Annotated in this window: 19 protein-coding genes and 1 other RNA gene; 7 read left to right on the top strand and 13 right to left on the bottom strand. The window is 71.7% G+C overall.

Annotated features, from left to right (window positions below):
- Positions 1-3: 3 nt before the first annotated feature.
- From VSH64_RS43440 to rnpB, 6 genes are all read right to left on the bottom strand, one after another.
- A complete protein-coding gene (locus VSH64_RS43440; RefSeq protein ID WP_326568543.1) occupies positions 4-2,082 on the bottom strand; it encodes a magnesium transporter in 2,079 nt (692 codons plus the stop codon).
- A complete protein-coding gene (locus tag VSH64_RS43435) occupies positions 2,079-5,051 on the bottom strand; it encodes an ATP-binding protein (protein ID WP_326568542.1) in 2,973 nt (990 codons plus the stop codon). The genes VSH64_RS43440 and VSH64_RS43435 overlap by 4 nt, the downstream gene beginning before the upstream one ends.
- Positions 5,052-5,054: 3 nt before the next feature.
- Entirely contained in the window at positions 5,055-5,543 is a 489-nt protein-coding gene (locus VSH64_RS43430; RefSeq protein WP_326568541.1) for a hypothetical protein, read from the bottom strand.
- Between the two features lie 12 nt (positions 5,544-5,555).
- The gene (locus VSH64_RS43425; protein WP_326568540.1) at positions 5,556-5,822 is read right to left on the bottom strand and encodes a hypothetical protein; all 267 of its coding nucleotides are present in this window, start codon (positions 5,820-5,822) and stop codon (positions 5,556-5,558) included.
- A gap of 461 nt (positions 5,823-6,283) precedes the next feature.
- Positions 6,284-7,141, bottom strand: a complete 858-nt coding sequence (locus VSH64_RS43420; RefSeq protein WP_326568539.1) for an SCO6745 family protein — start codon at positions 7,139-7,141, stop codon at positions 6,284-6,286.
- Positions 7,142-7,262: 121 nt separating this feature from the next.
- Positions 7,263-7,645: RNase P RNA component class A (gene rnpB / locus VSH64_RS43415), an RNA gene on the bottom strand.
- A gap of 340 nt (positions 7,646-7,985) precedes the next feature.
- Here rnpB and VSH64_RS43410 point away from each other — a divergent pair.
- Positions 7,986-9,230, top strand: coding sequence for an SLC13 family permease (locus VSH64_RS43410; RefSeq protein WP_326568538.1), 1,245 nt, complete (start codon positions 7,986-7,988; stop codon positions 9,228-9,230).
- Between the two features lie 182 nt (positions 9,231-9,412).
- Here VSH64_RS43410 and VSH64_RS43405 read toward each other — a convergent pair whose 3' ends face one another.
- The 4 genes from VSH64_RS43405 to VSH64_RS43390 all read right to left on the bottom strand — a co-directional run bounded on the left by VSH64_RS43405 (position 9,413) and on the right by VSH64_RS43390 (position 14,155).
- Complete coding sequence (locus tag VSH64_RS43405; RefSeq protein ID WP_326568537.1) at positions 9,413-11,158, bottom strand: hypothetical protein; 1,746 nt, start codon at positions 11,156-11,158, stop codon at positions 9,413-9,415.
- Positions 11,159-11,381: 223 nt separating this feature from the next.
- Positions 11,382-12,536 carry a bifunctional RNase H/acid phosphatase gene (locus tag VSH64_RS43400; protein ID WP_326568536.1) on the bottom strand — a complete coding sequence of 385 codons (1,155 nt, stop codon included), beginning with the start codon at positions 12,534-12,536 and terminating at the stop codon, positions 11,382-11,384.
- On the bottom strand, positions 12,533-13,270 hold the full coding sequence (locus VSH64_RS43395) for a zinc ribbon domain-containing protein (RefSeq protein WP_326568535.1): 738 nt from the start codon (positions 13,268-13,270) through the stop codon (positions 12,533-12,535). Before VSH64_RS43395 ends, VSH64_RS43400 begins: the two co-directional genes overlap by 4 nt.
- A 63-nt stretch (positions 13,271-13,333) precedes the next feature.
- On the bottom strand, positions 13,334-14,155 hold the full coding sequence (locus VSH64_RS43390) for a Nif3-like dinuclear metal center hexameric protein (protein ID WP_326568534.1): 822 nt from the start codon (positions 14,153-14,155) through the stop codon (positions 13,334-13,336).
- 41 nt (positions 14,156-14,196) lie between these two features.
- Between VSH64_RS43390 and VSH64_RS43385 the strand changes: the two genes are divergently transcribed.
- From VSH64_RS43385 to VSH64_RS43375, 3 genes are all read left to right on the top strand, one after another.
- On the top strand, positions 14,197-14,658 hold the full coding sequence (locus VSH64_RS43385; RefSeq protein ID WP_326568533.1) for a low molecular weight protein-tyrosine-phosphatase: 462 nt from the start codon (positions 14,197-14,199) through the stop codon (positions 14,656-14,658).
- A 78-nt stretch (positions 14,659-14,736) separates the two neighbouring features.
- Positions 14,737-15,567 (top strand): SURF1 family cytochrome oxidase biogenesis protein, encoded by an 831-nt coding sequence (locus tag VSH64_RS43380; protein ID WP_326568532.1) that lies wholly within the window; start codon positions 14,737-14,739, stop codon positions 15,565-15,567.
- 97 nt (positions 15,568-15,664) lie between these two features.
- Positions 15,665-16,279 (top strand): FMN-binding negative transcriptional regulator, encoded by a 615-nt coding sequence (locus VSH64_RS43375; protein WP_326568531.1) that lies wholly within the window; start codon positions 15,665-15,667, stop codon positions 16,277-16,279.
- 1 nt (position 16,280) lies between these two features.
- On the opposite strand, the gene VSH64_RS43370 is transcribed toward VSH64_RS43375, so the two are convergent.
- Positions 16,281-17,159 (bottom strand): cobalamin biosynthesis protein CobD/CbiB, encoded by an 879-nt coding sequence (locus VSH64_RS43370; protein ID WP_456062112.1) that lies wholly within the window; start codon positions 17,157-17,159, stop codon positions 16,281-16,283.
- 363 nt (positions 17,160-17,522) lie between these two features.
- On the bottom strand, positions 17,523-18,233 hold the full coding sequence (locus tag VSH64_RS43365; RefSeq protein ID WP_326568529.1) for a FadR/GntR family transcriptional regulator: 711 nt from the start codon (positions 18,231-18,233) through the stop codon (positions 17,523-17,525).
- Positions 18,234-18,361: 128 nt separating this feature from the next.
- On the opposite strand from VSH64_RS43365, the gene VSH64_RS43360 reads away from it, so the two are divergent.
- Positions 18,362-18,856, top strand: a complete 495-nt coding sequence (locus VSH64_RS43360) for a gluconokinase (protein ID WP_326568528.1) — start codon at positions 18,362-18,364, stop codon at positions 18,854-18,856.
- Positions 18,853-20,226, top strand: coding sequence for a GntT/GntP/DsdX family permease (locus VSH64_RS43355; protein ID WP_326568527.1), 1,374 nt, complete (start codon positions 18,853-18,855; stop codon positions 20,224-20,226). Before VSH64_RS43360 ends, VSH64_RS43355 begins: the two co-directional genes overlap by 4 nt.
- Before the next feature lie 24 nt (positions 20,227-20,250).
- Here the strand turns inward: VSH64_RS43355 and VSH64_RS43350 are convergent, their stop codons facing one another.
- A complete protein-coding gene (locus tag VSH64_RS43350; RefSeq protein ID WP_326568526.1) occupies positions 20,251-21,231 on the bottom strand; it encodes an aldo/keto reductase in 981 nt (326 codons plus the stop codon).
- A 90-nt stretch (positions 21,232-21,321) separates the two neighbouring features.
- Here VSH64_RS43350 and VSH64_RS43345 point away from each other — a divergent pair, with 90 nt between their 5' ends.
- Entirely contained in the window at positions 21,322-22,227 is a 906-nt protein-coding gene (locus VSH64_RS43345; RefSeq protein WP_326568525.1) for an AraC family transcriptional regulator, read from the top strand.
- Positions 22,228-22,298: the final 71 nt, after the last annotated feature.

Genomic DNA, 22,298 nt, shown 5'->3' with positions numbered 1-22,298 from the left:
GGCTTACCGCCCCATGACCTGGTCGGTGTCGCGAACCTCGATACCGCGCGAAGGCCGGTACAGCACGAAAACCGGCTTGCCCGCGACCACTTCCGGGTCGACGCGGCGCGGCTGCGCGCGGATGCCCGGCGGCGTGTACACCCCTGCCTGCTCGGGGATCGAGTCCGCCGGCGCGGCGTACCCGCGGTCCGACTGGCTCATCCGCGACGGCACCACCACCGGCTCCGGCTCGTCGCTCCAGCGCCGATCCGCCACCGGCGACGTGTCCACGCGCCGGCTCTCCCGCGTCGGCACGCGCGCCGCGCCGATCACGTAGTCGCCGGGTTCGTTGCCTCCCGGGCTGTACTGGGAAAACACCGGCGCTCCGGGCCGGCCCGACGGCAACGCGGCGCGCTCGCCACCCGACCCGACGGCGCCGGGCCACGGCGCGCCGGACCACGCGGCGGCCGGCCGGGCCGAGCGCGAACCGTTGTCGAGCCGCTGCGCGCTGGCGAACACCGCGGCCTCGGGCCGGTAACGCCCGCCACCCACGGTGGCGCCCATCGGGCCACGCGCTTCGCCGTCGACCACGTCGTCGGTCTCGCGCACGTTCTGCCAGAACTCGTCCTGCGGCGACGGCCCGCTGTTCTTGCGGAAGCGCGAGAAAATGCCCCCGCTCGGCGACGGCACCGCGGCGCCGACCACGTTCACGGACATCTCGACCATCTGCCACAACCGCCGCACGGGCCGGCCCACCAGGAACAGCAGCACCGTGATCAGCCCGGCCAGCACCATCTGCGTGAGCAGGTTGAGCGAGTTGCCGGCGTCGAAGATCGCCTGCAGCAGCAACGCGTGCACACCCGCGAGCACCGAAAGCACGACCAGGTTGAACGCGATCCCACCGGCCACCTTCAGCACGCGACGCAGGATGTCCGGGTGCAACAACGCGACCAGGCCGATGAGCGGCGCGGTGAGCGTGAACAGGCGGATCAGCACCTGCGCGAGCAGCACGGAAGCCTTGGCCAGCAACTGGAAGAGCGAGTAGACGATGCTCTGGCCCAGCGCCAGGAAACCGGCGCCGGTGCGGCCGCCGGATTCGCCGGTGAAGTAGCCGGTGGCGGGGCCGAGCTTGCCGGAGATGTCTTTGAAGGCGGCCTTTTTGCCGTCGACGACGTTTTGTTTGCCGTCGTCGCCGTTCACCAGCTGGTCGCGGGTGAAGGCCTGCGCGTCGAGCAGTGGTTTGCCGAACTGCTCGGCCTGCGGCGCGGTCGGCGAACCGAACTCCCCGCGCAGCCAGTTGTCGTACACGATCTGCGTGTGGAGGTTCGTCGGCAGGATGTCGCGCACGATCCGGTCGGAGCTCTCGTCGACGAAGCCCGCCTGGATGTTGGTGGTGGTCTGCACGATCGCTTTGTCGATCGGGTCGAAGTACCGCAGCATCGCCAGCGACGACGCCGCGAGCCACACCCCGGCCAGCGCGTACAACGCGCGCTTGCTCACCGCCGCGAGGTCACCGCGCCAGATCTGGCGGAACAGCAGGATCGACAGGATCAGCGCGACGAGCCCGAACAGCTGCGCGTAGATGTTGTTGTAGACCTTCTCCGCGCCCGATTTCACCGCGTTGTAGATCGGGTTCAGCAGCCCGCCCTCGAGCACCGTGTAGTGCAGCGAGTTGGTGGCGCCGACGATGTTCTTGCCGACGTTGAACAGCTGGTTGCCCGCCCACGTGTCGATGGTCGAGCTCGGCGACGCGATGGCGGACAGGGCCGTGCAGTTGGTCTGGTAGGTGTTCCAGACCATGCCCGCGTAGCTGTAGTCGATGTACGCGCTGTCGGGCTCGCCGTGGCCCTCCGGCGGGTCGATCGCGCCGACCATGCCGGAGCCGGGACGCTCGGGGTTCGGCGACTCACCGCAGGCCGCGGCGTTGGCCGAGGGCGCCATGAGCACGGTCTGCAGGCCGAGGATCGCGATCACGGCGAGCATCGCGGCCCGCCGGCTCGGCTGCCGCCGGCCGGGTTTCGGGCCTTCCTTGATGCGCCGCTTCAGCGCGTGCCAGCCAGCGGCGAACGAGAGGACGAACGCCAGCGTCCAGACTGTGTTCACGCGGCATCCCTGCCGGTACCACCCTTGCCGCCGGCCCGGGCGTGCCGGTCCGGGGAGTGTCCGTTGGCAGGTTGTCCGTTTCCGTTGTGCACCGCACCCTCCACCTCGCCGGTTTCGGACGCGAGCGGGTCCGGCGAGCCGAGGAGCTGCTCGTCGGTGAGGCCGACCTCGAGTTCCGCCTGGAGTTCGAAGTCCTGTTCCAGCTCGTCGTCCTCCGGTGGGGTGGGGACGTACGGGGCGGGCGCTTCCTCGTGGGGTCGCACGAGGTCCTTGCCCGGCTTGGTGCGCGCGTCGGGGGAACCCGGGGTGGTGTCCATGACCGAGCGCAGCTGATCGAGGTGGGGGCCGGAGAAGTCGACGCGGATGCGTTCCACGCCGCCGGCGCCGTCGCCGAAGATGAACTGGCGGGGTTCCACGTCGCGTTCCGTGCCGCGTTGGGAGCCGGGGCGGCGGCCGAGGGCGGCGACGACCTGTTCGTAGCCCACGCCGACGGGCACCTTGAGCAGGCGCAGGGCATCGGCTTGGGCGTCGTCGTCGTCGAGGCGGCCGACGAAGACCGAGTCGAGCAACGCCACGAAGCCCTGGATCTTCAGGAAGTCGGCCGGGATCTGCGAGGACAGCAGCACGCGGACGTTCCACTTGCGCGAGTCACGCGCGAAGCGGTTCATCAGCACGCGCCCGGTCGGCACCTCGGACAGGAAGAACGCCTCGTCGATCCAGACGCCCTTGCGCTGTTCCTTCGGCTTCTCGTACACCGACCGCTGCGTGAGCCACGCCGCGAGGTTCAGCATCTCGACGCCGAGCGACTCCGCGTCGGTCCAGTACTCGCGCGGCACGCCGTCCTTGGGCAGGGTGAGGCCCGCCATGGTCAGCACGGTCATGCGGTCGTCGCGGGTCTCGGAGTACGGGTCGGCGTCGCGTTCCGGGATGAGCAGCGCCATGCGTTCGCGCATCTCGTCGAGGAAGTCGGCGACCACGACCGCGTGCTCGTGGTGCTCGCTCGAGTCGCGGCGCAGCGCGTCGATGACCTGGCCCGGGTCGGCGTCGAAGCGACCGCCGACGGCGCGGACGGCACGCAGCAGCACGATCCGCGTCTGCGCCATGCGCGACACCTCGTACGGCAGCACGCCCGAGAGCACGTCGAGCACCAGCCGCCGCCGGGTGGCGCCGGCCAGCGCCTTTTCGCGCCGCCACGAGCGTTCGGGGTCGTCCTCGTCCATGAAGTGCTCGATCAGGGGATCGGCCACCACGCGGTACGGGTTGAGGATGCCGGGCTGCGCGTTGAGCAGGTTGATCGGCCGCGCGTACGGCCGCAGCTCCGGCAGGTCGCACAGCCGCGCCAGCGGGCCCGACGGGTCGAGGATCGTCCAGTGCGCCCCGGCGCGCAGCGTCTTGTAGACGATGCCGCCGCCGAGGAACGACTTGCCGCCACCCAGGCCGGCGACCATCGCGGTGAGGCCCGAGCCGTCGCGGATCTCCTGCGCCATCCACGGGTCCCACGCCACCGGGCGCCGGGTCGCGGTCACGGTCTCGCCGAGCAGGATGCCGCGCCGGTCACCGACCTCCGCGGTGGCCGTGGGCACGGCCGACGCCGTCCACACCACCGAACCGCGGCGCATGTAGGCGGCCGAAGCCAGCGGCTCGCCCGGGATGAACTCGCGCGCCATCGCGTACTGGGCCTCGGGGTGCTCGATGGCGACCTTCGGCTTGTACAGGTCGAGCAGCTGCTGGGCCAGGCGCAGCGCGTCGCGCTCGGTCGGGCCCGACACGGCCAGGCGCCACCACGAGCGCACGCGCGTGGCCAGTGCCGTGAAGCCCGACGTCATCTCGTCGTCGATCTCCAGCACGCGCCCGGCCTGGCGCGCAAGCGATTGCGGCGGCTCCAGCTCGTGCTCGTCGGTGTAGTGCTTGACCTGCGAACGCACCTTGTTCATCTGGCGCTGCAGCTCGCCGGCGACCTCTTCGGGCCGGCGCACGTAGATGCGCGCGGACACCTCGACGGCGGCCGGCAGGCGGTCGGCGTGCTGCACCCACGGGTCGTCGACCTCGGGGATCTGCAGGCCGTGCATCTGGCCGACGGTGAGCACCGCGAGGTGGCGCGACACGCCCGCGTTGGACCCGGTGCGCCCGCGCACGGTGACCGTGGGCGCGTACGGGTCGGCGTGGAAATCGGCGGCGTCGGTGAAGCTGGCGAGGTCCTCGGGCTCCCACGCGGCGCCCGGCACGGCCGGCATGTTGCGCGGCGCGGGCAGGCCCAGCGAGCACGAGCGGTGCATCAGCCAGGACATCTCCTCGGCGTGCACCGGCCGGCCCTCGAGGCCGGCCGTGCCGATCACCTGGTCGAGGTGCTCGACCTCGGAGTCGAGCGCCACCAGCTCCGCGTCGACGGCCTCCGGCAGAATCTTGCGCAGCACGGGCGCGGCGCGTTCGACGGCGCGGTCGACCATGCGCCGGGTCTGCACCTGGACGCCGAGGTACACCTCTTTTTCGGCCATGGAACGGCCCATGAGCTGCTGCTGCTCGCCGATGAGGTAGTCGTCGAACGACAGCGCGCCCGGCACGTCCTGCGGCCGGCCGACGGCGTTGTGCACGTGGGCCTCGGCCCACATGCGGATGGGGTAGGGCCGGTTGGTGACGCGAAGGTGCAGCCAGCGGCCCTGCAGTTCGGCGTACTGGCCGGCGATGGCCGCGATCAGGTCGCGGCGCTGCGAGTCGGAGCGGAACGACCACCGTTGCGGCGCGAGCCGGTACCACGCGTACACCTCGTGCCCGGTGCGCAGCAGGTGCCCGTCGATGCTGCGCGCGGCGATCGACGGCGTGTACGCGGGTATGGCCTGCTCACCCGGCAGCCGTTTGCCCGCCGAGGACGTGGTCCTCGACGAGGGCTGCCGGACCTGCTGCGGGGTTTCCCAGGCGCCCGTGGGCACACTTCGATCCCGCTTTCCTCGGCTTCCGCCGCGACCGAACAACGACTACCTCCCGGCCCGAGCCGCGGGGCGGCTCCGGCGCGCTCGTGGTGCTCCCTGTGCTCCGGCCGAAACCGCGGCGCCCTGCCCGTAGGCGTGGTGCCGGTACTGCCGCCTCCTCTTGTGCTTCGGCAGCGGGCGCTCGGCCCGCACGCGGATGCGGCTGGCGCTGACCGCGCCACCCGTGCCCGCGGCCTTCTCCCGCGGCGTGTTCAGCTCGCGTCCCGCCATCGCGACCACCGTGCCCAGGGGGCGCTCGTGGCTGATCTTCGCGGTGATCAGCCTGGTGATCAGGATCGTGGCCACGAACGCCCACGCCGTGGAGAAGAATCCGAAGCTCCAGCCGGCCCACCGTTCGACGGTGAGCACGACCAGGAAGATGGGTATGCCGATGAGCCACGCTACGTAGCGGGCCCTCCAGGGAAAAGTCGCCTTCGGCGGGCCGAGCCAGACGGCGTCGACCCGGTAGACCTCGTCATCCGTCCTGATGCGCACGCCTGCTCCGCCTCAGCCCGTGAACAGGCCGGCGATCCACTGGCCCACGTTGACGCCGGCGCCGCTGACCGCGAGTCCGATGATGGCCAGTGCGATGACGACACCGGCGAGCCGGCGCATGACACCCGCGTTGTCGCCCTTGCCGCCACCCAGCCACAGCAGCAGGAGCGCGACGGCCAGCAACACCAGCGGCACGATGTTGTCGAGCAACCAGTTTCGGACGTTGCCGGTGCCGAGCTCGCCGGCAGCCAGCGTCTCGAGCGTGGTCATGGTGGTCATCGCGATACTCCCGGTGCGCGGACGGTGCCGCGCGGTTCTGGCTTCGGCGAAGCTTCGAACAACATCATGGCGTCACAAGGGGTAGTGGTCAAAGCGCGCTGCGTAAAAGTCGACTTGGAGACTCGAACGGGGGCTGGGGTCGTCTGGTCAGAATTCCTCGCCCTCCATCATGGTGGCAAGGGTCCCGGGGATTAACCCCGGCCACCCGGATTTCGCAGTGGACCCACGAACTCACCCCGCTGGGAGTACTTTGCTCACTCTCGGTACTTCCCGAGCGACCGATATCCGGCCGGCACCAGTGTGGCATGCCCCATTCGGCCTCCCACGCGAGCCCGTTGTGTGACGGCCACGCTGCCGCCGAGGCTGTCAAAAGGCAGTGAGGCGCTCATCACGATACGCGCAAGTCAGGCCGCGATTTTCACTACATAGCGTGATGCCGGACATCGGGCACCAGAAGTGCCTTATCGGGTCGACGTCAGCGTTCGGGGGAACGCGCCGGCCTTCACAACGGCGCGGCTCAGCGGCCGGCACAGCTCGGCGAGGCGGGCGGATTTTTCCTCACCCAGGTGCCGCCAGGGGCCTTCGGAGGCGGCGTTGGTGGCAGCCTCGACGCGCTCGCGCAGCTCCGCACCCTTGTCCGTGAGGTCGCCGTCGGGCCCGATCACGCCCTGGCCGGCGAGGCGCGCGACCTCGGCGTCCCACTCCTCGTCGCTCCAGCCGCGCGTGCGCTTCGCCATCTCGGGCGTGAAGCCGGCGCCGCTCGCGACGTGGGTGACGAGGGCGCCCAGGCCGTCGAGGCCGTGGAGCATGAGGGCGGCCACGTGGGCGTCGCCGCGGTGCTCGCGCAGGAGTGTGAGGGCGTGCCAGAGGACCAGGTGCGGCTGAGTGGGCCAGTCGAGGCTCGCGTGACCGGCGTAGAGGGCTCGGCCTTCCGCGCCGCAGCCATCCGTGGCTTCGCGCGCCAGCTCGGCGGCTTCCCGGGTGGCTTCGGTGTCGAGCTCGTCGCCGATCAGGCGCCGGTACGCGGCGTCCACGGCGCCGAACCGCGCCGCGACGACCTGCTCGGGCGAGGCCAGGGTCCAGGCGCGCGGGATGTGCTTCGCGACGAGGGCCGGGTTGAAGTTGTAGAACGTCGCGGCCACGACCCCGGCGTCCACGGCACCCATGGGGGCGGAGCGGCTGGCGAAGTAGGTCATGCGGCCGGGCCGGAGCCCGGCGGCGGCGAGGTGCTCGTCGGCTTCGGGGACGAAGTAGATCAGGGAGTGGAGGGTGTCGAAGGTGCCCTTGAACTTCTTCGCGACGTCAGCTGCTTCACCCATGGGCGCGATGCTACCGGGCGGTAGGTGGTGGTGTCTGTGGGTTGGCGGTGGGTTTTTGGTGCGGTTGGTGGAGGCGAGCCCCGCACGACACAGCCCCCGCCGGACACCGGCAGGGAAAGGGCGGACGAGTTGGCGTGTAAGCCGGATCCTGTTCCCGGCGAGCCGGGCGACGGTCATCCATCTCGGCCTGCCGTTGCCGGCAGGCTCCAGCGGCCTACCCGCAGGCATCGGACGGGCCGTCCTCGAGCGCCTGCGCAGGAGCGTGAGCTCCCTCTTGGCCTTGCTCCGGGTGGGGTTTACCGAGCCACCCCGGTCACCCGGGGTGCTGGTGGTCTCTTACACCACCGTTTCACCCTTACCCCCGGCCGAAGCCGGGGGCGGTCTGTTTTCTGTGGCACTGTCCCGCGGGTCGCCCCGGGTTGCCGTTAGCAACCACCCTGCCCTGCGGAGTCCGGACTTTCCTCGGACCGGGTCACCCCGATTCGCGACCGTCCAGCCAACTCGTCCGCCGGGGAATCGTACCCGCGCACCGCGGGGCGAGCGCGCGGCGGGGCGAGCAGTTCGACGACACCGAGGGTGACGATCACCGCCAGCGCCACGAGCTCCACCACGTTGATCAGGTCCACCGGTCACCAGCTCCCTTCACAAAAGGGAGTACGGGGCCCGGACGCGACCGGTTCAAGGTCCTTTGTGGATGATCTCGGGGCGCGACCCGGCCGCACTGTCCGCTTCGGACAGGACAACGCCGTGATCGCGCGCGAAACGGGCGGCGCCGCAGCTGGTCCAGGAGGAGGAACGCGAACTCGCGCGGCTGCTCGCCGAGCGCGCCCGCTAGCGTTCGGGCGTGCCCGAGACCCTTGCCGCCGTCGTGTCGCTGGTGTTGCTCGCCGTGACGCTCGGGTTCGCGATGGTGCGGCCACGCGGGTTGCCCGAGGCCGTAGCCGCCGTGCCGGTGGCCGGGGTGGTGCTGGTGCTCGGCCTCACCACGGAGCACGCGGCGTGGGAGCGGGTCGTGGAGATCCTGCCGACGATGGGGTTCCTGGCGGCGATCCTGCTCGTGAGCCACCTCGCGGCGATCGACGGCGTGTTCACGTGGCTGGGCAGCCGGCTGGCCGAGGTGTGCCGGGGCGAGCCGAAGAGGCTGCTGGTGCTCACGTTCGCCGCGGCGGCCGGGGTCACGGCCGTGCTGAGCCTCGACGCGACGGTGGTGCTGCTGACACCGGTCGTGCTGGCCACGGCCGAAGGGCTCCGGCTCGAATCGCGGCCCCACGTCTACGCGTGCGCGCACCTGGCGAACTCGGCCTCGACGCTCCTGCCCGTCTCCAACCTCACCAACCTGCTGGCCTTCGCCGCGTCCGGGCTCACGTTCGCGGGGTTCACGGCGCTGATGGCGGTGCCGTGGCTGGTCACGATCCTGATCGAGCTCGCCGTGTTCACGCGGTTCTTCCGGCGGGACCTGCGTGGCCCCCGCAGCACCGAGAAGCCCCCGCACCGCGAGCCGCCTGTGTTCGCGCTGGTGGTGCTGGGCGTGATGCTCGTGGGATTCGGTGTGGGGCAGATGGTGCACGTCGAGCCGGTGTGGGTCGCGGCGCTGGCGGCCTTGGTGCTCAGCGCGCGGGCGCTGGCCGAGCGCAAGATCAAGCCTTGGCAGGTGGTCACCGAGGCGTCGCCGATGCTGGTGCTGTTCGTGCTCGGCCTGGCGATCACGGTGGAAGCCGTGGACGAACACGTGCTCGGCGGTGCGCTCAAAGCCCTGCTGCCGACCACGGCCGGGCTGCCCGAGCTGCTGCTCACCACGGCGATCGCGGCCGTGCTGGCGAACCTCGTGAACAACCTGCCCGCCACGCTGATCCTGCTGTCGGTGCTCGGCGACCACCCCGCCACGGGCGTGCTGCTGGCCGTGCTGATCGGCGTGAACGTCGGCCCGAACGCCACTTACCTCGGCTCCCTCGCGACGCTGCTGTGGCGCCGCGTGCTGGCCCGCCACGGACACCCGATCCGCGCCCGCGAGTTCACGGCGCTGGGCGCGCTGACCACGCCGGTTTCTCTGGCGGCGGCGACCACCGCGTTGTGGCTGGTGCTGCCGTAACCGATTGTTCGTCGGCACGCGGAGACTGCTGCCCGAACCCTGGTTCCGGCTCGGCGGACGGTCCTACCTCGCCTGGACCACGGCCGCGGCAGGTGGCGTCGAAATCGGGGAGCTCACGCGCCTCACCCGAGGCAGGTGCGTGAGCTCCCGGAAAGCCTTACGGACCGGTGACGAACGAGCCGTTACGGCTTCGGCGGAATGGTCTGGCCCGGCTCCAGCGTGGGGCCGCAGTCGTCCAGACCGTTGCCGAAGCGGTAGGCCTCGACGTCCATCATCGTGGTCGCCGCGTAGTGCTGGACGGCCTGGAGCTTGGCCGGGTCCTTCACCGCGTCCTTGCGGACCCAGTCGCCGTTGCGCAGGCCGGGGCCGGGGTAGATGAAGATCGGGTAGTAGTCGCGGTCGATGCGCGGGTCGAGGGAGATGCCGTTGCCGCCGGCCCACGGGCCCCACGAGTGGATGAAGGTGGGCTTGACCGTGTCGAACACGTAGTCGCGCAGGCCCGGCATGTTCTCGTCGTGCGTGAGGTCGGCGATGGGCGCGTTGACCAGGCCGGCCATGTCCACCAGCTGCAGCCGGCTGGTCATCGACGAGCCGCCGAGGTCCGGCAGCAGCAGCGACGCCTGCTGGAGGCCCAGCATGTCGGCGTAGGTGTTGAAGCCGCGGCCGAAGCGGTCGGCGATGAGGCACGCCGGCACGGTGGGGTCCTTCACGAACTCGTCGGACTGCTGCACGAAGCCGACCAGCGACGGGATCGCCGCGGCGATCACCACCACCGACGCGACCGCGCGCCAGCGCACCTTCACCGTGCGCAGCAGTTCGCCGAACGCCATCGTGCCCGCGAGCGCGCCCAGCACCCACACCGGTGTGGCGAAGCGGAACTGCGCCATCCAGTCGGGCACCATCACGCCGAAGGCGATCACGCCGAGCGCGAACGGGGTGATCAGCGCGGCCAGCGGACGCCGCCAAGGCGCCTTGCGCAGCGCCCAGATCACCACGATCGCGAGCACGACCACGGCGGCGACACCGGCGTAGAGGATCAGGGTTCCGGGCCGTACCAGCGACATCAGGTCGGGCAGGCCCTGCTTCTTCGCCACTGACGGGTTCGCGAGGAACCGGCCGCCGAATTCGCTGTGGCGCCACGCCACGTACGCGCCGAACGGAACAGCGAAGGCCACAATGGACAGCACGGCGTAGCGGACACTGACCCAGAAGCCCTCGCGCCGCACGCCGTAGAGCAGGACGAGCGGGTACGCACCGGCGTAGATCAGGCCTTCCGGGCGCGTGAGCGCGGCGAAGGCCACGATCACGCCCGCGCCCACCGCGACCTTCCACGTGAGCGTGCGCTCCTTGCGCACCGCGCTGAACAGCAGCACCGCGAGGCCGACCACCGCGAACGCGAACAGCGAGTTCTCGAGGCCCGAGACCACCCAGATCACGAACGACGGGATCGCGGCCAGCGTGAGGCCCACGGCCAGCGTGATCGCCCAGGCGTGGCGCCGGAAGACCTGCCGCGCGGCCACGTGGCAGAGCGTGAGGATGCCGGCGGTGAACAGCAGGCCGAGCAGCTTCGGGAACAGCACGTAGTCGGGGATGCCGAACAGCAGGCCGTGGTCGAACAGGCCGACCACCTTGCCCAGTGCGAGCAGCACCATCCACGTCGGGTCGGAGAAGCCCTCCACGGGCGGCGCGCCCGGCTGCAGCACCGGGCCGAGGCCGTCGGCCAGGCTGCGCGAGTAGGAGAACGTGATGGCCGCGTCGTCCACGATCCAGTGGCCGTAGCGGGTGGCGTGCCAGGCGACCGCGGCGACACCGGCCAGCACAGCCAGCACGGACGCGATCCAGCCGTGGCGCAGGCCGACGGCGGTCACGGGCGCGCCCTCACCGGGGAGGTCGCGTTCGGATGCTTCGGTGAGTGCGCTAGCGGTCATTACCCCGTCACTGTTTCTTCTCGCAGAGCTGGTCTACTCGCAGAGCTTGCCGAGAAACGCACGAGCCTGCGCCCCTGAAGAGGGAACCCCGGGTCGGACCCGGGCCGCGGCGCCGCGGTCGACACAGCACTCTAGCCAATACCTGATCCGCTCCGGTTCACGCGTCGTCCTTGCAGGTGATCCGCCCCACACCTCACCAGGTCAACGGCTACGTGGGAAACCTTCAGGAAAGGTGCGAGATGTCGTTGGCGAGGTGCACCGACGAGTTGCCGTCCGGGTAGAACTCCACGATCGACAGCGACGCCAGGTCCAGGTGCAGGCGGAACAGCAGGCTCGGGCCCGCGTCCAGACCCATCCGCAGCAGCGTCTTGATGGGCGTGACGTGGCTGACCACGATGATCGTGCGGCCCTCGTACTGCTCGATGAGGTCCCGGCGGGCCTGGCCCACGCGCTCGTGCACCGCGTCGAAGCTCTCGCCGCCGGGCGGCGCGCAGGAGGAATCCCGCAGCCAGCAGCTGTGCAGCTCGGGGTCGCGTTCGGCGGCCTCCTTGAAGGTGAGGCCCTCCCACTGGCCGAAGTCGGTCTCGATCAGGCCCGGGTGCGTGACGAAGCGGGTACCGAGCGCATCGGCCACGGCCTGCGCGGTCTGCTTCGTCCGGGTCAGGGGCGAGGAGACGATGGGGGCCACCTCGCCGTCGTCGCCGACGAGCCCCGGCCACGCGGCCAGCCGCTTCGCCGCCGCGGCCGCCTGGCCCTGCCCGCGCTCGGTGAGCGACACGTCGCCGCGGCCCGAGTAGCGGCGGTCCACCGACATCGCCGTCTGGCCGTGGCGCAGCAGCAGCAGGCGCGTGGGCGTGCCGCGCGCGCCGGTCCAGCCGGCCTTGGCCACGCGGTCGGCCTCGCCGGTGCCGGCAGTGGTCTTGACCTGCGGCTTCGCCGCGGTTGCCGGTGTCGCGGCCGGGGCTTTGCCGGTGCCGCTGTCCATGGCGACGTTGGCGAGGCGGTCGGCGTGGGAGTTCTCGGCGCGGGGGATCCACATGTAGGTGACACGATCGAACCCGTCCGCGAGTTCACGCGCCCGCGCGGCGAGCGGCTGCAGCGCGGCGTGCTTGATCTTCCAGCGGCCCGACATCTGCTCCACGACCAGCTTCGAGTCCATCCGCACGTCCACAGTGGACGCACCGGTCTCCGCGGCCGCCGTGAGCGCCGCGATGAGCCCGGAGTACTCCGCGACGTTGTTGGTGACCACGCCGAGGTATTCGTGCCGTTCGGCCAGCACCTCGCCGGTGGCGGCGTCCTTCACGACCGCGCCGTAGCCCGCCGGGCCCGGGTTGCCCCGGGAACCCCCGTCGGCCTCGACGACGACCCGATCGGTCACAGGCCCGACTCCAGCGTGCGGACGAGGATCGCGCCGCAGTTCTCGCACTGCACGACCGTGTCCTCCGGCGTCGCCTTGATCTCGGCGATCGTGTTGCGGTCGAGCTCCAGCTGGCAGGCACCGCAGCGGCGGGCCCGCAGCAGCGCGGCGCCGATGCCCTTGTGGTCCAGCACGCGGGTGTAGAGCTTCAGCACCGGCTCCGGGAAGCGCGGCAGCAGCTTCGCGCGGTCCTCCTCGCGGCGTGCGCGGGTGGTGTCGAGGTCCTTGAACTCCTCGTCGCGGCGCTCGACGGCCGCCGCGACGCCCGCCTCGGCCTTGTCCACCTCGGCGCCGGTGCGCTGCGCGTCGAGCTCGAGGGCCTCGCGCTGTTCCATGAGCTCCAGCAGGTCGTCCTCGAGGGCGCTCTGGCGGCGGCCGAGGGTCTGCAGCTCGTGCTCGATGTCGGTCATCTGCTTGGCGTTGACCGAACCCGAGTCGAGCAGCTTGCGGTCGCGGTCCACGCGAGCGCGCACCGACTCGACCTCTTTCTCCTGCCGGGTGATCTCGCGGTCGAGGTCCGAGGTGGCGGTCTCCACGGACACCAGCGCGTCGCGCTTCTCGCGCACGGTCTTCTCGCCCGCGTCGATCTCGGCGAGCTCGGGCAGCGTGCGCCGGCGGTGCGCGGTGCGCGAAAGCTCGGCGTCCACCTTCGCGAGTTCGAGCAGCTGGCGCTGGACGGCGGGGTCGGCCTTCACGGTGCTCCTTGTGGACTTGGTGGTCGTGCGGGTCTGGCTGGTCTTGCCGCGGGGTTCGCCGAGTCAGCCGGCGGAGGTCGCGCGGACGGTCCACGGGTCGGTGCACCGCGTGGAGACGTGAGTGTCGACGTTACCCGCAAAGGCCGTGTCGACAAGGGCCGAGGCCTGCCCGCACCAGGGCCATTCGCTGGCCCAGTGGGTGAGCCCGACCAGGGCGGGCACCACACCGGTGGCGGCGAGGTGCTCACCGGCCGGGTGGTGGCGCAGATCCGCCGTCACGTACGCGTCCACGCCCTCCGCGCTCGCCCGCGCGAGGTAGGAGTCGCCGGCGCCGCCCGACACGGCGACGGTGCGGATCGGCCGGTCCGGGTCCCCGGCGCCGAGCACGCCCGGCACGGTCTCCGGCAGCGCCTCGGCCACGCGCTGCAAGAACACCGCGAACGGCTCGGCCTCGGCGAGGTGCCCGATGCGCCCGATGCCGGTGCGGCCACCGGGTTCCTGCGGGTCGAGCGGCCGGTCGACCTCGAGGCCGATCGCGCGGGCCAGCGCGTCGGAGACGCCCGGGTCGGCCGAGTCGGCGTTGGTGTGCGCGCAGTAGAGCGCGCGGCCGCCGCGGATCAGGCGGTGCACGAGCCCGCCCTTCACCGTGTCGGCCGGCACGCCGTGCACCCCGCGCAGCAGCAGCGGGTGGTGCGCCACGATCAGCTGCGCACCCAGGTCCTCGGCCTCGGCCACTGTCTCCTCGACCGGGTCGACGCAGAACAGCACCCGCGTGACCTCTTCGGCCGGGTCCCCGCACACCAGCCCGACGGCGTCCCAACTCTCCGCCAGCCGCGGCGGGTAGTGGCGTTCGAGGACGTCGAGGATCTCGGCTAGGGCAGGCACCACCGGATCCTCCCACGCCGGTTCTGCGAGACTCGGGACCCGTGACTTCCGTGGTGTTCGTGTGTTCAGGCAACATCTGCCGCTCGCCGATGGCCGAGCTGGTGTTCCGGGCGAAGCTCGCCGAAGCAGGACTCGAGGACGAGGTGACGGTGTCGAGCGCCGGCACCGGGCCGTGGCACGCCGGTGAGCCGGCGGACCGGCGGGCGCAGGCGACGCTGCGCGCCCACGGCTACCCGACGCAGCACGTGGCGTCGGAGGTGAACGACACCGACCTCGAGGCCGACCTGCTGCTCGCGGCCGACGAGGGGCACCTCGACTTCCTGCGCGGCCGCGTCGCGGAACCCGGGAAGGTGCGGCTGCTGCGCGAGTTCGACCCCACGGCGAAGGTCGGCGCCGAGGTGCCGGACCCGTACTACGGCGGTGACGAGGGGTTCGAGGACGTGCTGGCGATGCTCGAGCGCGCGATGCCCGGTCTGCTCGACTGGGTGCGCGCGCACGGTTGAGGCCGGTTTGTCCGCACGAAATCACAGGTGGGAGAGGTCGCCGCGCACGCGCCGGGGGCGACGGCCTACCGTGAGGGGGTGCGGTTGCGGTTTCTGCTCCGGCCCGGCTGGCTGGCACTGACGGTGGTGGTGTTCACCTTCGCCGTCTGTTGCTACACCCTTCTCGCGCCCTGGCAGTTCCGGCGCGACGCCGAGCAGGAGGCCCAGAACAACGCGCTCACCGCGTCGTTCACGGCGAAGCCGGTGCCGGTGGAGCGCGACCTGCCGGCCGGGGCGAAGCCGGACCAGAACACCGAGTGGCACCTCGTGTCGATCACCGGCACGTACCTGCCCTCGGCCGAGGTCGTCGCGCGGCTGCGCACGGTGCAGGGTGAAGCCGCGTTCGAGGTGCTCACGCCGCTGCGCACGGCCGACGGCGCCGTGTACCTCGTGGACCGCGGCTACGTGCGGCTCGACGACCAGTCGGGGGTGCTCCCCTACGCCGCCGCTCCCGGTGGCCAGGTCACCGTGGTCGCGCGGGTGCGCAGCGACGAGGTCGACCCGAAGCACCGCGACGCGTTCTCCGACGCGTCGACGAAGGGCAAGCTGCAGAGCTACACCGTCGACTCGCAGGTGGTGGCGCGCTCGTCCGGCCTGAAGATCCGGCCCGGGTACTTCCAGCTCGACCAGAACCAGCCCGGTGTGCTCGGCGCGCTGCCGCTGCCGCAACTGGACTCGGGGCCGTTCTTCTCCTACGCGCTGCAGTGGCTGGCGTTCGGCAGCATGGCGATCCTCGGCTGGCTGTACTTCACGATCCGGGAGCTCAAGCCCGGCGGTGCGCTGACCACGGAGAGGCCGGAGCGCACGCGCCGCAAGTCCGTGGCGGAGATGCTGGCCGAGGACGAGGAAGAGTTCACCCCGTCGGCCTAGCCTCGCCGCATCGGCCTGGTCCCGCCCCAGTGGCCTCTTGTTTCCGCTCGGTACTGGCCCTGGTTCAGGGCCACTTCGCCGAGTGATACTCGACGTCATGCTGATCCACCCCTGGGACGCCGGGGACGACGCGGAATGGCGGCAGTGGCTGAAGGGCCACGACTTCGGCCAGCTCGTGGCCGGTGGCCGCGGCCGTGATCTCCTCGTGGTGGTGCCCACGCACTTCCTCTTCGACGGCGAAGCCACCGTGTGGCTGCACCTCGCGCGGCCCAACCCGGTGTGGCCGCTGCTGGAGGAACACCCGCGGGCGCTGCTCACCGTGATCGGCGAGTACACGTACATCCCGTCGGACTGGAACACCGCCGACGACCCCGCACTCGGCGTGCCGACCTCGTACTACGCCACCGCGCAGCTCGCCTGCGACGTCCGCGTGGTCGACGATCCGGAGGAGAAGGCGGCGCTGCTCAACCGCCAGCTCGGGCACTTCGAGCCGGGCAGCGGACGCGTGCCGGTGTCGGCGGTCGACGCGCCGGACCGGCGGCTGCTGCCCGGGATCCGCGGGATCGAGCTGACCGTGACGTCGGTACAGGCGAAGTTCAAGTACGGCGGCAACAAGACGCCCGCCGACCGCGAGCGGATCTCCGGGAAGCTCGCCGCGCGCGGCGGGCCGCTGGACGCCGCCGCGCTGGACCACCTGCAGCGGCGCGGCTGAGCTACTTCCGCCGGCGCCGGGCGCCGAGGAGCACCGCCGCCGTGACCGACGTCGCGCCCGCCAGCCAGCCGACGACCCGCGACAGCTCCACCGCACGCGTGACGTGCCCGGCGTCCGGGTTGCGCCCCACGCCCAAAACCGGCAGCTCGACGACGCCATGCGGGTAGACCGTGCGGCCGCCGACGCGGATCTCGAGCGCGCCGGCGAACGCGGCTTCCACGCGGCCCGCGTTGGGGCTCGGGTGCGCGATCGTGTCGCGGCGCCAGGCCCGCCACGCGCCGCCGGCCGAGCCGCCGACGACCGGCGCGGCCAGCACCGTGAGCGCGGCCGCGATGCGCGTCGGCACGAGGTGCACGAGCTCGTCGAGGCGCGCCACGAACCAGTGGCCCGCGGAGCCGCGCGCGAGCACGCTGATGGTGCGCGACGCGACCAGGCCCGGCACTCCGGCCAGCGCGCCCCACAGCAACGGCGCGACGACCACTTCGGACGTGTTCTCGGCCAGGGTTTCCACCGCCGCCCGGGAAAGCGCGATCATGCCGAGCCCGTCGGCGACGCGGGGGTCCAATTCGGACAGTGTGGCGCGGGCCGGTTCGAGGCGGCCTTCTTCGAGGTCGCGCGCGAGCTCGGTGCCCTGCGTCGCGAGGCCCGCGGCACCGACCACGGCCCAGGTCGTGACGGCGGTGGTCACGGCCTGCACCAGCGGACGCCCGCGACCCGCGCGCTCGGCGAGCAGGCCCACCACGACCACGGCCCCGGCGAGCCCGATCCCCTTCGCGGCCGTGCGTGCCGACATCGTGACCACGGCCGGCGCACCGCGTCCGCCCACCGCCGCCTGCCACGCGGCGGCCGATCCGCCGCCGACGCTGCCCGTGACCTGCAGCCCGGCCGCGGGTTCTCCGGCCGGCGCACCGCCGGCCCGGGCCGCGGTGGCCAGCGCGAAAGCGGCTTCCGTGCCGGAATCGCCGGTGCTCGGTCGCGCGGATTCCCCAGGCGCACCAACGGCACCACGGTTCACTTCACGCGACCCGGCGACGGATTCCGCGCCGTGCCCGGCGAGTGCACCGGTTCCGGCGGCGCTCGGCGCCACCAGGCGGCGGAACGCCGTGACGGGCGGGCGGTGCCGGGGGTTGCCGAGAACCCCGTCGGCCGCCAGGCCCAGCATCAAGCCGATCGCGCGCGCCGCGCTCACCAGTAGCCCCCCGGGTACGTGGTTTCGATGCCGCCGGGGCGAGGCCCGGCGAAGTCAGTGCTCGCCGAGGTTACTCGACACCGCGGCGGCGATTTCGTCCCGTGCCTGGTCCACGATGTCGCGCATCGCGCGCTCGGCGCGATCCGCGTCGCCGGCGTCCACGGCGGCGGCCACTTCCAGGTGCAGCGCGACCGCTTCGGGCTGCGGCTCCTCGGGCATCAGGCCGTGGGAGGTGCGTCCGGCGAGCACCTCGGCGACCACCGAGGACAGCTGCGCGAACATCGGGTTTCCCGACGCCGTGAGCAGCAGGTCGTGGAACGCGATGTCGTGGCCGAGGAAGGTGGTGAGGTCACGCGCGCGGGCCGTTTCCGCCAGCCGGTGGCCCAGCGCGCGCAGGCGGCCGCGGTCTTCCGGCGTGGCGCGCAGCGCGGCGAACCGCGCGGCCGAGGGCTCGACGCCCGAGCGCAGCTCGGTGAGCGTCCGCAGCGCCGCGGGGCGACCGGGACCGTCGAGCTGCCAGCGGATCAGGCGCGGGTCGTAGTGGTTCCAGCCGGCCGGTTCACGCACGATCACGCCGACGCGGCGGCGGCTCGTGGTGAGCCCCATCGTCTCCAGCGCGCGCACGACCTCGCGGGCCACCGTGCGGGAGGCGCCGAAGCGGTCCTGCAGCTCATCGGAGCGCAGCACGGAGCCCGGCGCCAGCTCGCCGTTGGCGATCGCCGCGCCGAGCGCGTCGAGCACTTCCTCGTGCCGGTCACTCCCCATCCGGCCAATCTAGCGCTCTGATTCGATTAAGTACTACTTTTTCTTGAATAAGTAGTACATAAGAGTTTGACTCTTCCGGACGCTCAGGTTGGGCACAAGCCGTACAAGGCCACACAAGGAGGTGCGCGATGACCATCATCGTCGTGATGGGCGTGTCCGGCTCGGGCAAGACGACGGTCGGCGAGGCGCTGGCCGAACGCCTTGGCGTGGTCTACGCCGAGGCCGACGCCTTCCACCCGCAGGCCAACATCGACAAGATGACCGCCGGCCACGCGCTGACCGACGAGGACCGCGAGCCCTGGCTGCAGGCGATCGCGCGGTGGATCGCGCAGCACGAGGAAACCGGCGGGGTCGTGTCGTCGTCCGCGCTGAAACGCCGCTACCGCGACGAGCTGAGAGCCGGCGGCGACGTCTGGTTCCTGCACCTGCACGGCGACCGCGCGCTGCTCGCCGAGCGGATGCAGGCCCGCAAAGGCCACTTCATGCCCGTGACCCTGCTCGATTCCCAGCTCGCGGACCTCGAACCGCTGCAGCCGGACGAGCCGGGCCGCGTCGTCGAGATCACCGAACCCCCCGCCGCGCTCGTCGAAGCGGCGCTTCACGCGTTCCAGGAGCGAGCATGACCACCCTCTCCGCCGCCGCGGCCTGGACCGGCCACGACACCCGCCTGATCCTGGCGACGGTGCTCGCCATCGCCGTGATCGTGCTGCTGATCAGCAACCTGAAGCTGCATCCGCTGCTGGCGTTGACGATCGGCTCGGGCGTGCTCGGGATCGTCGCCGGCATGCCCGTGGACAAGCTGCTGAAGAGCTTCGAATCCGGCGTCGGCAGCACGGTCGCCTCGGTCGGGTTGCTGATCGCGTTCGGCGCGATGCTCGGCAAGCTGCTGGCCGATTCCGGTGGCGCGGACCGCATCGTGGACACGATCCTCGGCCGCGTGCACGGCAAGGGCCTGCCGTGGGCGATGGCGCTGGTGGCCGCGCTGATCGGGCTGCCGATGTTCTTCGAGATCGGCCTCGTGATGCTGATCCCGGTGGTGCTGCTGGTCGCCAAGCGCAGCGGGAAACCCGTGCTGCTGCTGGGCATTCCGGCGCTCGCCGGCCTGTCCGTGCTCCACGGGCTGATCCCGCCGCACCCCGGCCCGCTGGCCGCGGCGGGTGCGCTCAACGCCAACGTGGGCATCACGCTCGCGCTCGGCCTGCTCGTCGGCATCCCGACGGTGATCGTCGCCGGCCCACTGTTCGGCCGCGTCGCCGCGCGGCTGGTGCCCGACGCCGCCCCGCCGGCCCGGCTCGTGCCCGAGTCGGAGAGCACCGACGTCGACCGCCGGCCGAGCTTCGCCGCGACGCTGTCCACGGTGCTGCTGCCCGTGGTGCTGATGCTCGCGAAGGCGCTCGCGGACATCCTGCTGGGCAAGGAAAACGCCGTGCGCCGCGTGCTCGACTTCGTCGGCGACCCGCTGGTGGCGCTACTGGTCGCGGTGCTCGTCGGCATGGTCGTGCTCGGCCGTCCGGCGCGGTTCGACCGCGCTCAGCTGACGAAGATCGTCGGCGACGCGCTGGCGCCGATCGCCGGCATCGTGCTGATCGTGGCCGCGGGCGGCGGGTTCAAGCAGACGCTGGTCGACGCCGGCGTCGGTGACGTGATCACGAGCCTGTCGACCGGCGCCCACCTGTCGCCGCTGCTGCTCGGCTGGCTGGTCGCCGTGGCGATCCGCCTGGCGACCGGATCCGCGACCGTCGCCACCGTGTCCGCCGCCGGCATCGTCGCGCCGCTGGCCGCCACGCTCGACCCGACCCACAACGCCCTGCTCGTGCTGGCCATCGGCGCGGGTTCACTGTTCTTCTCGCACCTGAACGACGCAGGGTTCTGGCTGGTCAAGGAGTACTTCGGCATGTCGGTCGGGCAGACGCTGAAGACCTGGTCGGTGATGGAGACGGTGGTCTCGGTGGTGGCGATCGCGTTGATCCTGCCGCTGGGCGCCCTGCTGTAGCGCCCTGCTTCAGCGCGCGCTGCGTCAGCGCGGCGTGCGCGCCGGGTAGGCGCCGTTCAGCGTCCAGGCCGGGTATTCCACCGGCAGCGCGCTGACGGCGTCGAGCTCGGCGAGGTCCTGCCCGGTCAGCTCCAGGTCGGCGGCCGCCAGGTTCTCGTGCAGCTGGTCGGGCCGCTTGGCGCCGATGATCGCGCTGGTCACGCCGCGCTGCGCCAGCACCCAGGCCAATGCGACGCGGGCGACGCCGACGTCGTGGCGCTCGGCGACCTTGCGCAGGGCGTCGACGATGTCGTAACCGCGCTCGCGGTCGAGCGGCGGGTTGTCGGCCTTCGCGCGGCGGCCGGAGGCGTCCTGGCTGTCGCGGGTGAACTTGCCGGAGAGGAAGCCGCCGGCCAGCGGGCTGTACACGAGCAGGCCGAGCTTCTCCTCGTTGACCAGCGGCAGCAGCTCGCGCTCGAGTTCGCGGCCGACGAGCGAGTAGTACGCCTGCAGCGACACGAACCGCGAGTACCCGTGCAGGTCGGCGACGCCGAGGGCCCTGGCGAGCTGCCAGGCGAAGGTGTTGGACGTGCCGATGTAGCTGATCTTGCCCTGGCGCACGGCGTCGTCGAGGGCCGCGAGGGTCTCCTCGATCGGCGTGAGGTGGTCGTGGGCGTGGATCTGGTAGAGGTCGATGTGGTCGGTGCCGAGGCGGCGGAGACTGTCGTCGATCGCGTGGCGCAGGTGCACGCGCGAGAGCCCGACCTCGTTCGGCCCGGCGCCCATGCGCGAGTACGCCTTGGTGGCGAGCACCACATCGCGGCGGCGGCCCTTGAGGACCTTGCCGAGGATCTCCTCGGTCTCGCCGCCGGCGTACATGTCGGCGGTGTCGATGAGGTTCACGCCCTGGTCCAGGGCGATGCCGACCAGTTCGTCGGCCGCCTTGAGGTCCAGCCCGCCGATGAGGTGCCACGGCGCGGTGCCCGAGCCGCCGAACGTCATGGTGCCGAGTGCGATCCTGGACACGAAAGTTCCGGTGGCGCCGAGTTGTTGGTACTTCACGGAGGTTCCCTTCTTCGGTGCCTTCAACGCTAGGCAGAGCGGAGGGTGCCGACCATGAGTGAGCGTTCGGAGCTCGTGCTGGATCGTCCGGATCCGCTCGCCGACGTCCTGTCGATGGCCGACGTCCGCCCGGCGCTCCCGGCCCGGCTCACCGCGGGCGGCGAGTGGGCGGTGCGGTTCGGCGGCTCCCACCCCAAGGTGATCACCGTGACGGCCGGCTCGTGCTGGCTGCTGCCCGAGGACGGCGCCCCGGTCGCCCTGTCGGCCGGCGACACCTACCTGGTCGGCCGCGACGCCGCGTACACCACGGCCAGCACCCCGGACGTCGCACCGATCGAGGCCCGCAAGCTGTTCACCGGCCAGGCGGCGACGGTGGGGTCGAGCGCCGAGACCTCACTCGTCGGCGCCACATTGGACTTCGCCGACCCCGCGGCGGCGGTGCTGCTGGAGGAGTTCGGATCGTCGGTGCGCATCACCGACCCCGACACCGCGGAGGTCCTGAACTCGACGCTGCGGCTGCTCGCGTTCGAAACCGCCGCCCGCCCGGGCGGCGGCGTGATGCGGGAGCACCTCACGCAGGTCCTCTCCCTGCACGTGCTGCGCAGCCTCCTCGCCCCTGACGCGCCCCCCGCGTGGCTGACCGGCGCCGGCGACACCGCCATCAGCGCCGCGCTGGCCGCGATCCACCGGCGGCCCGCGTTCGGCTGGACGGTGGCCCGGCTGGCGGCCGAAGCGGGCCTGTCGCGGACGGTGTTCGCGACGCGGTTCAAGGCCCTGGTCGGCCTGTCCCCGATGGACTACCTGCTGCACCGGCGGATCTCGGGCGCAACCCGCGACTTGGCCGAGGGCCGGACGGTCGCGTCCGTGGCGGCGCGCTGGGGTTACGGCTCGGAGAGCGCGTTCAGCGCGGCGTTCAAGCGGGTCACCGGGCGCTCGCCCGCCGGTAGCCGAACTCGCTGATCAGCACGAACAGCACGTCCCTGATTCAGCCATGGTTGACATGTGACCTTTTGGTCACCTATTCTCGGTTC

The sequence above is a fragment of the Amycolatopsis rhabdoformis genome, assembly GCF_035918295.1.
GTDB classification, from domain to species: domain Bacteria; phylum Actinomycetota; class Actinomycetes; order Mycobacteriales; family Pseudonocardiaceae; genus Amycolatopsis; species Amycolatopsis rhabdoformis.
The sequence above is the reverse complement of the archived record's forward strand: the minus strand, read 5'-3'. Positions and strand labels throughout refer to the sequence as shown.

What these genes read in the sequence shown, in the direction of transcription:
- VSH64_RS43360 (WP_326568528.1), top strand. Translation starts at nt 18,362, where the DNA reads ATGACCATCATCGTCGTGATGGGCGTGTCCGGCTCGGGCAAGACGACG.
- VSH64_RS43425 (WP_326568540.1), bottom strand. Translation starts at nt 5,822, where the DNA reads ATGACCACCATGACCACGCTCGAGACGCTGGCTGCCGGCGAGCTCGGC.
- VSH64_RS43420 (WP_326568539.1), bottom strand. Translation starts at nt 7,141, where the DNA reads ATGGGTGAAGCAGCTGACGTCGCGAAGAAGTTCAAGGGCACCTTCGAC.
- VSH64_RS43365 (WP_326568529.1), bottom strand. Translation starts at nt 18,233, where the DNA reads ATGGGGAGTGACCGGCACGAGGAAGTGCTCGACGCGCTCGGCGCGGCG.
- VSH64_RS43355 (WP_326568527.1), top strand. Translation starts at nt 18,853, where the DNA reads ATGACCACCCTCTCCGCCGCCGCGGCCTGGACCGGCCACGACACCCGC.
- VSH64_RS43345 (WP_326568525.1), top strand. Translation starts at nt 21,322, where the DNA reads ATGAGTGAGCGTTCGGAGCTCGTGCTGGATCGTCCGGATCCGCTCGCC.
- VSH64_RS43375 (WP_326568531.1), top strand. Translation starts at nt 15,665, where the DNA reads ATGCTGATCCACCCCTGGGACGCCGGGGACGACGCGGAATGGCGGCAG.
- VSH64_RS43405 (WP_326568537.1), bottom strand. Translation starts at nt 11,158, where the DNA reads ATGACCGCTAGCGCACTCACCGAAGCATCCGAACGCGACCTCCCCGGT.